This window comes from Exiguobacterium sp. s130, assembly GCF_018619055.1.
Classification (GTDB): domain Bacteria; phylum Bacillota; class Bacilli; order Exiguobacteriales; family Exiguobacteriaceae; genus Exiguobacterium_A.
This window is the reverse complement of the sequence record NZ_JACSNI010000009.1, coordinates 1-14,432: the sequence shown is the minus strand read 5'-3', so window position 1 is coordinate 14,432 and position 14,432 is coordinate 1. Positions and strand designations below refer to the sequence as shown.

At 35.1% G+C, this 14,432-nt stretch carries 13 protein-coding genes and 1 pseudogene; 4 read left to right on the top strand and 10 right to left on the bottom strand.

Going from position 1 to position 14,432, the window contains the following annotated elements; all coding sequences use genetic code 11:
* Nucleotides 1-8 precede the first annotated feature (8 nt).
* On the bottom strand, nt 9-1,607 hold the full coding sequence (locus HZS85_RS15500) for an AlwI family type II restriction endonuclease (RefSeq protein WP_214808626.1): 1,599 nt from the start codon (nt 1,605-1,607) through the stop codon (nt 9-11).
* Nucleotides 1,600-2,127 (bottom strand): SH2 domain-containing protein, encoded by a 528-nt coding sequence (locus tag HZS85_RS15495; RefSeq protein WP_214808622.1) that lies wholly within the window; start codon nt 2,125-2,127, stop codon nt 1,600-1,602. The genes HZS85_RS15500 and HZS85_RS15495 overlap by 8 nt, the downstream gene beginning before the upstream one ends.
* 199 nt (nt 2,128-2,326) lie before the next feature.
* Between HZS85_RS15495 and HZS85_RS15490 the strand changes: the two genes are divergently transcribed.
* The 3 genes from HZS85_RS15490 to HZS85_RS15480 all read left to right on the top strand — a co-directional run bounded on the left by HZS85_RS15490 (nt 2,327) and on the right by HZS85_RS15480 (nt 5,371).
* On the top strand, nt 2,327-3,463 hold the full coding sequence (locus HZS85_RS15490; protein ID WP_214856790.1) for a DNA cytosine methyltransferase: 1,137 nt from the start codon (nt 2,327-2,329) through the stop codon (nt 3,461-3,463).
* 25 nt (nt 3,464-3,488) lie between these two features.
* Complete coding sequence (locus HZS85_RS15485) at nt 3,489-4,397, top strand: STM4504/CBY_0614 family protein (protein ID WP_214808616.1); 909 nt, start codon at nt 3,489-3,491, stop codon at nt 4,395-4,397.
* 137 nt (nt 4,398-4,534) lie between these two features.
* Nucleotides 4,535-5,371 carry a hypothetical protein gene (locus HZS85_RS15480; protein ID WP_214808613.1) on the top strand — a complete coding sequence of 279 codons (837 nt, stop codon included), beginning with the start codon at nt 4,535-4,537 and terminating at the stop codon, nt 5,369-5,371.
* 377 nt (nt 5,372-5,748) lie between these two features.
* Here the strand turns inward: HZS85_RS15480 and HZS85_RS15475 are convergent, their stop codons facing one another.
* From HZS85_RS15475 to HZS85_RS15465, 3 genes are all read right to left on the bottom strand, one after another.
* Nucleotides 5,749-6,687 carry an HTTM domain-containing protein gene (locus HZS85_RS15475; RefSeq protein WP_214808610.1) on the bottom strand — a complete coding sequence of 313 codons (939 nt, stop codon included), beginning with the start codon at nt 6,685-6,687 and terminating at the stop codon, nt 5,749-5,751.
* A gap of 18 nt (nt 6,688-6,705) precedes the next feature.
* A complete protein-coding gene (locus tag HZS85_RS15470) occupies nt 6,706-7,290 on the bottom strand; it encodes a DUF5819 family protein (RefSeq protein ID WP_214808607.1) in 585 nt (194 codons plus the stop codon).
* A 69-nt stretch (nt 7,291-7,359) separates the two neighbouring features.
* Complete coding sequence (locus HZS85_RS15465; RefSeq protein ID WP_214808604.1) at nt 7,360-7,740, bottom strand: hypothetical protein; 381 nt, start codon at nt 7,738-7,740, stop codon at nt 7,360-7,362.
* 200 nt (nt 7,741-7,940) lie between these two features.
* On the opposite strand from HZS85_RS15465, the gene HZS85_RS15460 reads away from it, so the two are divergent.
* Nucleotides 7,941-8,327, top strand: a complete 387-nt coding sequence (locus tag HZS85_RS15460; protein WP_214808601.1) for a thiol-disulfide oxidoreductase DCC family protein — start codon at nt 7,941-7,943, stop codon at nt 8,325-8,327.
* Between the two features lie 139 nt (nt 8,328-8,466).
* On the opposite strand, the pseudogene HZS85_RS15455 reads toward HZS85_RS15460, so the two are convergent.
* From HZS85_RS15455 to HZS85_RS15435, 5 genes and pseudogenes are all read right to left on the bottom strand, one after another.
* A pseudogene (locus HZS85_RS15455) lies at nt 8,467-9,756 on the bottom strand (IS1182 family transposase); the annotation flags it as partial.
* Nucleotides 9,757-9,978: 222 nt separating this feature from the next.
* Complete coding sequence (locus HZS85_RS15450; RefSeq protein ID WP_214808599.1) at nt 9,979-10,269, bottom strand: hypothetical protein; 291 nt, start codon at nt 10,267-10,269, stop codon at nt 9,979-9,981.
* A 3-nt stretch (nt 10,270-10,272) separates the two neighbouring features.
* Nucleotides 10,273-10,494 (bottom strand): helix-turn-helix transcriptional regulator, encoded by a 222-nt coding sequence (locus HZS85_RS15445; RefSeq protein ID WP_214808673.1) that lies wholly within the window; start codon nt 10,492-10,494, stop codon nt 10,273-10,275.
* Nucleotides 10,495-11,127: 633 nt separating this feature from the next.
* Nucleotides 11,128-12,204, bottom strand: a complete 1,077-nt coding sequence (locus HZS85_RS15440) for a hypothetical protein (RefSeq protein ID WP_214808596.1) — start codon at nt 12,202-12,204, stop codon at nt 11,128-11,130.
* A gap of 1,069 nt (nt 12,205-13,273) precedes the next feature.
* The coding region (locus tag HZS85_RS15435) for a hypothetical protein (RefSeq protein ID WP_214856789.1) at nt 13,274-14,432 on the bottom strand (1,159 nt) is incomplete at its 5' end.

Genomic DNA, 14,432 nt, shown 5'->3' with positions numbered 1-14,432 from the left:
ATTTCGATTCACAGATAGAGCTTCAGATCACTAAATGCTTTATTTTGAATACGATCTATGAATAGTTGAATCCGTTCTTCTTTGGGAATTTCATTTTCGATACAGTAATCAAGGAAGCCAAGAAGTACTTCCCGCGTTAACATGAATCCTTCAATCGATTCTCCCACTAACTTTTCACTTAACTTCGTAATGGAGTGTAGCTTTTTTTCTCCTGAGTAACCGGCTGACGTGACGTAACCGAAGAAAGATAACCGAGCATCACCATAGGTTAAGTAGTTAGGAATGTACTCCGATCCCATGTAGTTCGCTAAATTTTGTGATAACGGGAATCCACTCTCGTAATACTTTGTATCAATGATTCCAAAATGGTCTCCGTACTTCACCAATAATTCAATCTCTGTTCTCGTCCCTTGCACCTTCGGTTGATACACTACATCAAATCCAAGCTCTTTGAAAATATCTCCTGTTAGTTTCTCAAATTCTAAGGGTGTCATTTGCCCCAAGTAAGACTCGACAAACTGCTCCGAAACATTTAGTAGCGCAGGTTGCTCTTTTCGTAGAATAGAAACCAATTGAGTTGCATCCCTAGGACCAAAAGACTCTGTGAACACTTGAATTAACTCTTCATCGGATTGCATGGTCCAGTTTGGCATTTTCCCTAAAATCGCATCGATCTTCCCTTGTCGCTTCCCTAGATTGTTGGCTGGCTTCACGTCGCCATAATCGTTCGATTTGTAGCTATCCACATCTAATCCATTATTTTGTGCCATTCGTTCAATCGAAATACGATAACGAGTATTAAACGGATAACGACGATCATATTCATTCAGTACACGTAATGCCTCTTCTACTAGGTCGGGCTGTGTCGTTAAAATGCTATCTCCACGTACATACTCTACTAATCCGGTATACTCACACAACATCATAAAGGTGTGCGCGACATCAGAATGTGCCTGGTAGTAGTCACGTGCTGCCTTATCATTGCGCGCGCGATGATCGTATTGAACCGCAATTTCTTGCTTCAGTTGCTCTTGCTCGTCTGGTGACGACTGACGATACAGGAGAATTTTTTTTGCAATTTCTTCTACTTCACGATCATCTTGAGCTGTTAAGACAAAGTAGGTAATCTCTTCTTTACTAATCGAGTACTGAAGATCTTCTCGTTGTACAAGTTTGATTAAAAAGCGCGCAGGGCGGATACGAAAGCTACTTTCAAATTTAGGTCGAAAACCTCGCTCTAAAAAATAGGCATTCGGAATTTGTAAGGTGAGAATTTGCTTTTTTACGTTCTCGTATTCTTTGATACCATCTACAAGGGCTTGTCCTACTTTAGTCGGTTTAACAACACCATTTTTATCAATGTAACAGTACGCAAAGGTCTTAAGTAAGGCGCACCATGTCCGTCCTCCTGAACCATCGTTACTAATATTGTTTCGCTTCAATTTGTGCGAAGCAAGAACTGCCTCGTAATGTTTATGCAACTCCCGGTTTCCTTCCCATTTCAATGTGAAGTTGTTCGTTGCTTCTTGCAAAGCGCTCATTGCTTCCGCATGATATCGCGGATCTCGTTCCGGACGTGTGATAAACCAAATTTTTCGTTCAGTCAATGCTTGTCATCCTCTCTCGTCTACGGTGCTTCAAGCCCGCTATTACTTGTTCATTCATTTGTAGTTGTTTTAATAACTTGATTTTCACTATTCGATTTTGAGGAAGTGGATGTCGTTCAAAATGTTGGATGACATCTAAAATACACGGGAGATGTCGTTCGATTGCGTTTTGAACATCCACTTCTCCTTCGATTTCAGAAATCATCTTGAGATGACTTTCATATGTTTGAAGAATGGATTCGATCCGTTTCGGTTCCGATTTCCCTTGTGCTACTTCCTCATGAATTACTAGAAATGCTCTCCAATACCGCAAGAGCATGATTCCGTTATAAATCGTTCCAGTCCGTTCATCTCGATAAATTGAATTGATGTCCTTACCTGTTTCTTCAGCTAAACGCTTCCGAATTGTTTTGTCGGGAAGGTAGGATCGTAAAGGATCTATAAATTCTCTATTTAACAGCATGGAGCTCACGTACATTTCCATTAAGCCTTTTAAATTTTTAAGACTGTCATCCCCCATTTATTTCCTCCTTTCAACCTCTATATTTAATTTACAACAGCCTATGAATAATAAATCATTCAAGATTGAATGATTTATTATTCATAGCTCTTTGTTTTTTTGAGTATTAGTTGCTGCATTTTTTGAATAACATGTGTACAATGTTTAGCATAGGAGTATGCCAGAACACACTTTCGATTTTATAGTTAGGAGTTTTCACATGATATTTAAAAAAGGCGAATTATTTAACGGTCCTGGTGGATTATCTTTAGGGGCTAAGAATGCTAGAGTGATTCACCCAGAAACAGAAGAGGAACTTCGGATTGTTCACGAATGGTCAAATGACTATGACGAACAAGCATGTAAAACCTATCGATACAATATATGCGAAGACATTGAAGATTCGTCTGTTCATCACGGACCAGTAGAACAACTTCCGATTGGTGATAAGTCCATTCTTGGAGAAATTGATTGTTTTGCATTCGGTTTTCCTTGTAATGACTATAGCCAAGTCGGCGAGAAACAAGGTTTAAACGGTACGTTCGGTCCTTTATATTCTTATGGTGTAAAGGTTTTAAAAGAATACCAACCGAAGTTTTTTGTAGCTGAGAACGTTGGTGGTCTACAAAGCGCTAATGAAGGAAAAGCGTTTATTCAAATTTTAACGGAGTTAGAAGAGTGCGGATATGTACTCACACCTCACCTTTATAAATTTGAACTTTACGGCGTCCCTCAAGCGCGTCATCGTATCATTATCGTTGGAATTCGAAATGACCTAGCAGAAGAAGGTATTGTCTTTAAAGTACCGGCTCCACTCAATACGTTAGATAATATGAAAACATCTAGTGAAGCGATTTTGAATCCACCGATTCCAGAAGATGCATTAAATAATGAACTCACTAGACACAACGCTAAGGTGGTAGAGATGCTAACGCATATTCCAGCAGGTGAAAATGCTTGGTTTATGGGGATTCCGGAGCACCTCCGATTGAACGTTAAAGGTGCGCGCTTGAGCTCAATCTACAAACGTCTCGATCCAAATCGTCCAGCATACACGGTGACAGGTAGCGGTGGTGGTGGTACTCATATGTACCATTGGGAAGAACCGCGAGCTCTCACAAACCGAGAGCGGGCAAGACTTCAAACGTTCCCAGATGATTTTTACTTTGTAGGTAGTAAAGAAAAGGTTCGGAAGCAAATTGGAATGGCAGTTCCTCCAGCGGGTGCTCAAATTGTTTTTGAAGCAATCTTAAAAACTTTTGCTGGGATCGAGTATGAATCAATCGATCCTACTGCTAAATTACAACTTCAGAATTTAAAGACAACAAAGCAACTACCTAAGATTCAAACAGTTTAATACTTTAAGCTAGTGGAGGTATATCATGCTTTTTTCACAAAGAAATAATCCACGAGAAATCGAAATACTTCCTTATTCAGGGCTTTCAGAGAGATTTAGAGTTCAAGCATATCATTTAATTAAAGAAGTATATTCTACAAATAATCCAATGAATTCTAGATATATAACCGATATATTTAAGTGGGTTCATGACATAATCTGTTCGGATCATGCTCTTTACTCATTTGATAACGCTCCAGGTTGTACTGAACATGAGTATGATCCGGTCGAAAGTTGCCTAGAGTTTATTTTAAATTGTGAGGAAGACGATTGGATAGTAGATATCATTGAGTTGCTAGTTACAACAAATATTCAGCTCGAAAAGCGTGAATATATATTTAGAGTCTCAAAAGAATATGTAATTGATAAGTTAAATACAAGGTTTAAAGAAAACGGCATAGGCTTAGATTATGTAAAAGATCGAATACTTCCTATTAGCTCAACAGTACTTTATAACGAGGCTGTAAAACCTGCTTTGATCCTGATGCATAATCCTTTATTTGGCGGAGCGTTAGACGAGTACCAAGAAGCGTATAACCATTATAAAAATAGAGATAACAAGGCAACTATTCTCTCCGTAGCAAAGGCATTTGAGAGTACGATGAAGAGTATTTGTGACTTCAATCATTGGGATTATGGAAAGGGAACTGCTTCAGCTTTAATTAATGCGTTGTTCTCTAATGACTTCTTACCAAGTTATTATCAAACACAACTTAATTCCTTAAAAACAACATTAGAAGGACTACCTACAATTAGGAATAAAGAAGCTAGTCATGGTCAGGGTATGAGCATCATTGCAATACCTGATCATTTGACGCAGTATGCACTTAATTTGGCAGGGACGAACATAACATTTTTAATCAAAACACATGAAGATCATTTAACAAATAAGTAGTAGAATAAAGGGCTGTTTTTCAGCCCTTTTTAATATTTCTTTCAAAAATAATGTAATCTTATCCGATCACATCAAGTATCAACACTTCCCTATGGTATTTATTGTATAATCGAATAAAAAAGCGGAGGATATTACCTTTGAAAACTAATCCTTTTAAAAAGGAACTTGATATCTCTAGAGAAGAAGTAAACAATTGTTTTGCTTTTGCTCACGAATTATATACTCTAAAAGCAGCAAGTACGAAGCAATTTGGACGAAAAGACATAATTCGAGATAAGAATGATTTTATTGCAGACCATGTCATTGGCAAAGTAGTCGAATACGGTTTTCAACACTTTTTAGAAGAAAATTTTAATATTAGCTTTCGCGTTGATTTTGAAATTTGGAACGATCCTCACATTCACGATAATGGACATGATATGTCTACTATTATAGTAAATAAAGAAAAACGAACTTTTCAATTTAAAACAGATATTAAAGGTAGTCGAAGTTCTTCACAATGGCTTTTAGTTGAAAAACAAAAAATAACGGATTTCGGAACGCAAATTTATGTTATTGGCATATTAAAAGGAATACCTGAAGGAAAAGAATTTGAAGAAAATCCATATAAATTCATTGATCACGATTGGAAAGTAAGTATACTCGGTTACGCATTGAATCGAGATTTAGTAGATCCAATAACAAGACGAGGATGGATCGAGTATAAAAAAGGAGAAAAGTTATATAATCCTTGGATCCTTGAAAATCTTGAAGGAAAAAACAGAAGTAACAATCTAAATAATAAAAAATATAGTCATTCAGAATTTCAACATGAATTGCTTAACATCTTGAAGAATCCTACTCGAGGGGCTAAGCAATACATTGGAGGAACTTTAGATGCTAATGTAAACTATGGCTTACCCATACAGTGGTTAAGAAACTCACCGGAAGATTGGTATAAGTTCGAAAAGATACTTCACGTTTATTCTAAGTAAGTCATCCCGCTTGAGTTATTATCATTTTTTTAGATGATTACGTTATCAATTAAATAGATAAAATATGTTGATTATCCAATAATAATTACAGAGAAAGACTATCGAGATTAACGTAAAGTATCTTAGAGCATAAAAAAACACTCCTAATCTAGATTAAAGAAATTTATATAAAAAAATGATTTCGATACGATATCGAAATCATCGTTAAAATATTTTAAACAGTTCTACTAGATTATAGTTCTCTAATCGATAACAAATGTATGTTTCAATTGGAGGAATCAATCATAAATAATTTTAATTTTTGTAAATGGTTTAAATTCTACTCAAAATAATCAATATCATATATAGCAACTCAATATCTTTTCAAGTCCTTTTTATTATATGATCTCTTTATAGTTTATAGACTCTTGCTTATCATCGATAACATCTTTTTTAAATACTTTCTTTAAAAACTTTATTGCAGATTTATGTTCTTTGTCAGTTACAAATAATAAATCTAATGCAATCATTATTAAACCAAATTGAATCAATCCCATAATAAATATTATACCTAAATGAAAGCATATAGATGCGAAAAGCATAGGTATCTTAGTATATTTATTAAAAATTAAAAACGGAAAGAAAATCTGAAAGAATACAGCGCTAACAGATGATATAGCGACTATGGACGGAAACATTAATATGTATTTAGCTAGGAACGGTTGAGTAAATTCGTCAACATTCAATATATAATAAATCGCTGTCCCATGTATCCACATATCTCCTTGTGCTTTAAATAATCCAGCAAAAAAATACAATATACATACTTGAAATAAGCATAAAAAAACAGCAAAGTTATGTATTAAGTTTAAGTATTCATTATTTCTTTCTACAGATGGTTTAACAGAAAAATAACTATCTAATTTAATGAACATCATAAAAAATAATATGATCATTAGTATATTATTTCCTCCATCTAATATGTACGGGTTCGCATTATATAACGAATAGACAAAAATAAAATTAAAGATTGATGCCATTTTTGTGTAGTATCCAACTGTAAACAATACATTAATTACAAGACCTAAGAGAAAAATACTCTCAAAATAAAATGAAGAAGTATTTAGAGAATACAAAGTAATATAATCCATTTTTACTTCATGCGGAATAAATGAATTATTTCCCCATATACTGTCTCTTTCAAAAAAATAGATTACATAAGTAAACATTATGTGTATTCCAGCAACTATTCTTAAAATACTGGTGCCAATTAAAAAGTGTTTTTGTTTAAATAAAAAATCATTAACTTTTAATAGACTATTAAATGTATTTGACATATATATTCCCCTATATTTTTATAGTTGTAATTTAGGTAAAAGTAAGTATGCAAATTTAGATTTTTCTTTTTTCCCGAATTCAGGGAATGACTCTATAGAAATCTTTATCTCTAATGACTTGAATTTAGATATATCAAAATCAGAACTCATTTCTTTTAGAGCTATATTTTTCAAAATATTCACATTTACATCTTTTGATAATTTATCTTTATTTTTAAAGTAGTCAGGATTGTCCATTAATTGAGGTGTTATTTCACCTTCTGCAGTTCTAATTGCACTAAGATGTGGACGTTTAGGATCAAATCTATTTACTTGATATGTATTAATATATTTTTCGGTTAAATTTAGCCATCCAGTCTCTTTTTTATTTCCTTTTTCATCAAAGTATGTACCTTTTACAATTACACAATTGTTTGTACTTACAGGATTAGGGGCGAATAAATGCCAATTTTGCGAAAATAAAGGTTCCATGTAATTATTTATTATTTTAGCTGATTTATGACTGATTGGATTGATTGGCATATTATAAGCAAATGTAATTACACAATGAAATAACGTAAAAATTAAAATTAAAGATAACGCTATACTCTTCTTTACCTTCATTTTTCTATCCTCCTCAATTTACTTTGAAAAAAGAAAGGGGATTACTCCCCTTCATTTCTAATAAGTAAATTATCTACCAAACTCTTTAATATTTTTTACAGGAATCTGGTCAATAGTAATTGCTTTAGCAGTAACACGTCCTCCAGCTGAAGCATAACTTGATTTAGGCGCTGCTTTATACGCTCCTCTAGATGTAGCTTTGTTATATTGACTAGCTAAGTAAGCACCTGATGCTTTCGCTGCATCATAAGCTGCAGCTGACACAACTCCAGCAAGTACTCCAGCAGCAAATGCATTTTGAGGTTTCACTAATCCATCAGGAGAAACAGCTTTATTTTGACTATTACTAACATAGTGATTTGTATTTGCACTTGCAATGTTAGAATTTACAAAACTTCCTGTTAATAAAACACCTGTTCCAAGTACTACTCCAATAACTGTTTTCTTCATTAAATAATTCCCTCCAAAAAGTTTTTTTGTGTTGCCCCTTATTAATAGCATGAATAGTGTAATCATATCTACATTTTATGTAAAAATTAAAAAACGTTTTTGATATTAATACCATTTTAGGATTATTATATATTTTATAGTATATTTAACCTTTGATAGATTTTATGTTAAATTAAATACTATTGAAGGGAGGTATTCTAATGGAAAAAAATAAGATAATCGTATTTTATGACGGATGGTGTCCTCTATGTAAAAAAACAAAAAAAACCATTACTAAGTTTGATTTTTTACGAAAATTTGAATTTATTTCATTTCGAGATCCTGAAGTTATGAGTAAATATAAGCTTGATGCTTCCAAAGTAGCTTTAGAAATGCATAGTTTAAACGTAAAAAATGGTAAAATGTTAAAAGGATTTGATTCCTTTATTCGATTTACTCTTTTCTTACCTTTGTTTATTCCTTTTGCACCTCTAATGTATACTCTGAAGCTATTAGGATTAGGAGATAAAACTTATAATTATATTGCTAGTAAAAGAACGATTATTCCAGTAAATCAATGTGATCAAGAGTGTAAAATCAATTTTTAATACTTAAAACAGGAAAAATACATTAAAAAGAAAAATTTAAATTTTTCTTTTTAGATTGTAGATAAACCCTCATTTCGTAATTGAATGAGGGTTTGTTGTATATACTCCCTATTAAAACGTAGTGAAGACATGGATTCCCTGGGGAATCCCATGACCGTTCCGCAAGCTTTTTGAGGTTTAAGGTGTTGTTTTTTTCAGCCCTCGATAGCGGCTCCAACGCATGCCATGCTTCTCTTTGGTGTCTGCGAAGACACGCTCAATTGTTTCCTGACGCTTTCGATACAACGCACGATTCATCACTGTATGTCTGAGGTGCTCCACTTCATCCATCGCCTCTTGCCAAAGATGTCGATGGATGACTTTTCTATGGTCGCGACTCTGCGTACATTGAGAGAGGAGAGGACATGTCTTGCATACAAAAGGATTCGAGACATATTCACGGTACCCGTCTCGCGTCGTCGTTCGGTAACGGAGAACTTGATTGTTTTCATATAAATAACAGTCATAATGTTCGTCATAGTAAAAGTCTTTTGTTTTTAACATTCCTTTCACCCCTCTGGGGTTTGAGAAGATGATGGGCGATTGGAACAGTCTTATAGGCAGAGTCGGCGACGACTGCGAATGGTTGTCCGAAATGGTGCGTAACAGTTTGAAGAAGTGCAGGAAAGACGATACTATCGTGGACATTTCCGAGCGTTACAATCATCCCGAGGACAAAGCCATGCCGATCACAGGCGGTATGGCACGAATAGGCGAATTGCTTTTCACGCTCCCCCTTCACGTAATAGCCACTCTCCGGATCTGTCGTACTCTCCTTCGTCTCGTGTTCTTCAACTTTCTTCATCTTGGGGGTGAAAGGCTTTTTTCCATGCAAAATCCGATCCTCGTTGACTTCTTGGTCTAGTTCTTCTTTGTACTGTTGTGCCGCGCGTCGAACGAACTTCTTCTTATACTTCCATTTGTTCGCATTTGCCTTGATGTGGGTGGAGTCAGTGAAGAGGACCGATGGGTCCACGAATCCGGCTTCGACTCCTTGCGTGAGGACCCGATAAAAAATACTCTAAAAGACGTCTGTATCCTGAAAACGCCGGACGTAGTTTTTGCCGAACGTAGAGAAATGCGGCACCTTCTCATCCAAACCAAGACCTAAAAACCAACGATATGCCACGTTGGTTTCAATCTCTTTGATGGTACGCCGCATAGAGGGAATACCAAATACATATTGAAGAAGCGCCATCTTGATTAACAGAACGGGATCGACACTTGGTCTTCCTGTGTTTTCGCTATACAAGTTCTCTACGGCACTATAGATGAAGTCGATATCGATGACTGTATCGATTTTTCGGACGAGATGGTCCTGCGAGACCAGTTGTTCCAATATGATGGTGACATTCTCTGAGCGATAATGGTGATCTCTCTTACCCATCATAGGAAATCCTCCTTCTTCTTTTCTACTTTTTTATACCTGGAAGAAGGATCAGAGAAGCGTTTTGTTCACTTGAAATCGCTTCCTAGGGAAAACAAGCAAGAGCGACCCTGCAGCGAAGTGAAGTAATGCTTGTCCCAGGAAAACGATTCGAGACGAACAAAAAAGCGCAATTCTTCTCGTTAGAGAAAAATTGCACTTTGTCTTCAGTCTAAAAAGAAAAATTTAAATTTTTCTTTTTAATGTAGCTATTATAATACCTTGAACAATAAAAGTAAGGGGTATTAATATTCCAATTAAACTTCGATATAGATCAAAATCAAAAGCATTAATATACTTATGATAAAATTCAATTAATAGCCAACCTATAGGGAATATAGGAAAAGAATATAAATATGAAGTTGTAGAAATTGTTTTTCCTCTTTCATCCTTACCTTCATTTCCCCAAATAAATTTTAATGAACTATATAAACATATTAAAAAAACTGGGATTATTAGAATATTAAGTAGTGTCATAAATTATTCCTCCGATTTAATAAATTGAAAAACTTCATTTATATCTTTTTCTAATATATATGCAATTTCAAAGGCTAAAATTAAAGAGGGACTGTAGCGATTATTTTCAAGTGAAATGATGGTTTGTCTACTAACTCCAACTTTAGCAGCAAGTTCTTTTTGAGATAACTTTTTTTCCATTCTAAGAATTAATAAACGATTATTGATTTTACTTTCTGACTTAATCCCCAAATGAATCCTCCTTTCAAAAAATTTAGTTGTCTTCTTAATTTCATAGTAAAGTTTTTTTTACTATAAGTAAAGTTTTTTTTACTTAATAACATTATTTGTATTTTCTCATTAAATACTTTTCAGATGTATTCAAATAATCTGATCTGGATTCATCCTATAACAACTGAAAGTATTTATACCTGTTTAAACGATAGATGGCTTTATGTGAAAATATAGTATCGCTCCAAATTATTATTATTTTATATATTAAAAATGATTAAAGAAATTAAATAAGAATTAAAAGAATTAGAAAAAGTGAAACATCCAGAAAGCCTGTTGTAGCAATAAATATCGGATATTTTAATACTTTAGAAACGAGTAGAATAATTTGCATTAATTCGTTGTTATTTGTTTTTGATAGTATTAAATTTGAGTTACTTCAAAGTCTCTTGTTTAATTAGCTAATTTACTTTTTTATTTGTTCAATAAATTTGTTTTTTTTCTTAAAAGGTATAACGTTGTCTTATTAAGTAAAAATATAAAACTATTGAAAAAAAATATGGTCATGTAATCCTATCTTAGGCTAAATCAATGAAAAATTAGTGGTTTTCATGATTTTTTTCATAAAAGAACACGACAAATAGACTATCATGCGATAGCCAATTTTTCTGTACGTCTACGCAAATGCTCATTGAGGTACAGTATAGGTGATTCAAAAAACAGCTGATAAATGTCTGATTCTTGAAGAAGCTCACCGTATTGATGGAAGTCATTGCGAATTGCGCGCAATACTTCATCGCATGCTGCGAAACCATAAGTGTCACTAAGCGACTGAAGAGAAGAAGAAGATACTTCAAGTCGATCAAAATCGATATAGTCACGCGCTACTTCGCGAAGATCAAACCAGCTAATGAGTGTACTTGCACGTTCAGTTTCCCGGATTTTTTTACTATCCACTTGAGCTTCTAGTTTCACGTGGAACATAAGCGGACGAGTAACGGTATGCATCCGGCGTTTAAGTGTAGCATTTTCTTTCACAGCAGATAGGAAGTCTTTTGTATTTTCAACAAGATGAACGTTGAAGAAGCGCGACAGTTGATCAAGCATACTCTTCACCGCGAGACGATGACCACAATAGCGTGGTAAGAACCCACGAACTTCATCATACGTGAGTGTCGCTCTGTCTTGCGACTGAACATGGATATCTCGTTCTACTTGTACGAGTGCACGTAATGCTACTCGGAGAATATTGACATGATCAATATCCATCAGTTGTCGAACCATTCCACACCAAAGTGAAGTATAGCCGGTCTTAGAGCGATATGTACCGGCTTCTTCAAAAAGATCACGATAGTTTTCAAGATAGTCAATGAGTTCAATTGTCACAACGCCAGAGAAATGAACGGAGTAACGAATGAGTCCAACTGATTCAAAAAGGCGTAGGTTATTATGTAATGAACGAACTGAAGTTCGAGCATAGTTAGCTAACATATCATTCTCAACAAGTGAAATAACACCTCGATCATCGCAATGAGATAGAAGAGTCAAAAGATGGCGAATACGAGACTTTGTCCATTTCAAATCTAAAAAGGGCTTAGGGATATTATAGTGATGTTGCTCATACAAAAAACCTTCTTGTCGCTTTGTCCAACGAGTTAATCCGCTCATTGCAATGAGTAATTTGTTTGCGACTAATACATGTCGATTCTCTTGATTCATTGACATACCTACACCTCCTCTACTATGAATTACTACACCTAGTATCCATTTCCGTAAAAGAACTGTCAAAACGCGTTTCTGGTACGGTAAATGACGACCAACCTATAAAAAACGTTGATATGAAGCCATTTTCAGCTACAAAAAAAGTGTTATTTCAGTACGGTCTAAAACGACCAAAACATCAATAATCCCTTCGTAGCGCCACTCATGGCACCTAGAATCATAATTTTTCATGATATTAAACTAAGTAAATGTCGTTTCGGTACGGTAAAGAACGACCAAAACTAATAAAGTGTTGTTCTAGTACGGGATATTTCGTCCAAAACATATAAAAGTGTAACTTCGGTACGGTAAAAAGCGACCATTTAAAGAAAATAGTGCTCAAAAATAAATTAAAAAAAAGTGATAATTTTTGTTAAAGGTCATTCTGGTACGGGAATTTTTGACCAAACTACTTAAATGTCGTTTCAGTACGGTTCAAAACGACCAAAATACTATAAATGTCGTTTCAGTACGGTTCAAAACGACCAAACTACTTATTCATTATTAGAAATATGCAAATCTATGACGAAAAACTATTGTCAAAATTAAAAAATGGTCGTTTTTCGACAAAATTCGATATAAAGGTACATTTTGAATTGATCAGTTAGTATACAAGATAAATGGTATGAAGATTTTTCATACAAAAAAACGTTTTTATAATTTTGATAAGACTAAATCTCCAAAATTATAAAAGCGTTTTTGAATCTTTTATATAAGTTATTTCTTTCTTGTGAACTGAATCTAATGACTTTAAGTATCCATTTATTTTTTATGAGAGGATAGTTACTACAAGATTTATAACTAATAGACCAATTAATATTCCAACGAATACCTTTTTTCTTGTAAGTTTCAAAGTCCCCTTTTTCTTCATTCTGAGAATCAAAAGTATAATTAAAAAAATTAGTCCTGCTTGTATTAATGATTGCATAGTCCTCTCCGTATTGACGTTCAGTCAATACGTTACTGCCCATGTACTATTGGCAACAATACGATTAGATTAAGTTGTTCTATACCTATTTTAATGTTTCTATTTTTACAGTGAAAGAACATTGCTGCGATCATCGAGTTCCCATCGTTCTAAGGGGTGGAAGTAAAGAAAGTAGTAATCTCCTGAACGATGCCAGTCTTGAATAATAAAATCGAGTTCTTTAATTCGATCAAGATTCGTTTCGAGTTCTTTTAAGTTTTCTGCTTTCCGACTTTTATTGAACCGGATAGAGTGCGTGAACTGTCGCCAGTGCCGCTTCGCAGGCATCTCCTCTTTGAGTTGGAAGGAGTTGAGACGTTCCTTTTGTAAGACGAACGACAAATGATAAGCGAACGTGCCCTTCAATCGTTCGATTTGCTCTCCGTAGATGCTGATAATCTGTTGCTTGAGCAGATCGTCATAGACCTCTTCCGAGACAGTCACAGTGATTTGCGTGTCGCGCTGGATAGCAGATGCTCCACTGATTTTGACGGACGAAAATAGACCGAAGATGGAAAGGTCACCATCCTCATTACGTACGGCGACCCGGTAGTAACCTAACTTAACGAGACGCTGCGTTGTAAGGGTATAGCTCTTCCCACTGTCATTCCCATAAATCTTCTTGACCAACTTTGAGATAGGGAACACAATCTTTCGATTCGTTTGGAAAGTCAGATCGCGATAAGAAAGAATTTCGTTGAACGCTTCAAAATCACGTGAATCAAGATCAGGTACCTTTCCATCTAGTTCGGCAAGGAACTCGTTGCTAACGAGGACGGAGAGGTTATTTGGTACACCCTGCTTGTATTTAGGTACGACGGCTGAGTAATCATGCAAGTCTAGTGAAAGGTCCGTCAAAGTTCCTTCCCCTTGGTTAAACTTCTCGGTCGTGTTCTTCATACGATCTGCTAGACCGAAGAACGGTACGGTGATCGAGGTAGACGTCGCTACATGTGCTTTTGGTTGTGCACGTTTTAATTCCTTAGCCACTTCACCAATAACCATGAGGATATCAGTTCGCATGGTCGTTGTTCGTTGATTCTTAGTCTTTTGTCCCCAATGTGGATACGTATGGATTAAGAGATTATTGTTTTCAGCCCATTCTTCTAGTTCACGTATGTGTTCTTGCATTAATTGTTCAACGCTAGCAACAGAAAACTTTCGCTGGAAGCCTTCTTTCCCTGCAATATTCCAAAATTCGAGATACATTTTGTGGAGTCCCCGG

Coding starts and splice junctions, on each gene's coding strand:
- HZS85_RS15490 (WP_214856790.1), top strand. CDS start 2,327: ATGATATTTAAAAAAGGCGAATTATTTAACGGTCCTGGTGGATTATCT.
- HZS85_RS15470 (WP_214808607.1), bottom strand. CDS start 7,290: ATGAAGGTAAAGAAGAGTATAGCGTTATCTTTAATTTTAATTTTTACG.
- HZS85_RS15465 (WP_214808604.1), bottom strand. CDS start 7,740: ATGAAGAAAACAGTTATTGGAGTAGTACTTGGAACAGGTGTTTTATTA.
- HZS85_RS15460 (WP_214808601.1), top strand. CDS start 7,941: ATGGAAAAAAATAAGATAATCGTATTTTATGACGGATGGTGTCCTCTA.
- HZS85_RS15440 (WP_214808596.1), bottom strand. CDS start 12,204: ATGTCAATGAATCAAGAGAATCGACATGTATTAGTCGCAAACAAATTA.
- HZS85_RS15485 (WP_214808616.1), top strand. CDS start 3,489: ATGCTTTTTTCACAAAGAAATAATCCACGAGAAATCGAAATACTTCCT.
- HZS85_RS15495 (WP_214808622.1), bottom strand. CDS start 2,127: ATGGGGGATGACAGTCTTAAAAATTTAAAAGGCTTAATGGAAATGTAC.
- HZS85_RS15475 (WP_214808610.1), bottom strand. CDS start 6,687: ATGTCAAATACATTTAATAGTCTATTAAAAGTTAATGATTTTTTATTT.
- HZS85_RS15450 (WP_214808599.1), bottom strand. CDS start 10,269: ATGACACTACTTAATATTCTAATAATCCCAGTTTTTTTAATATGTTTA.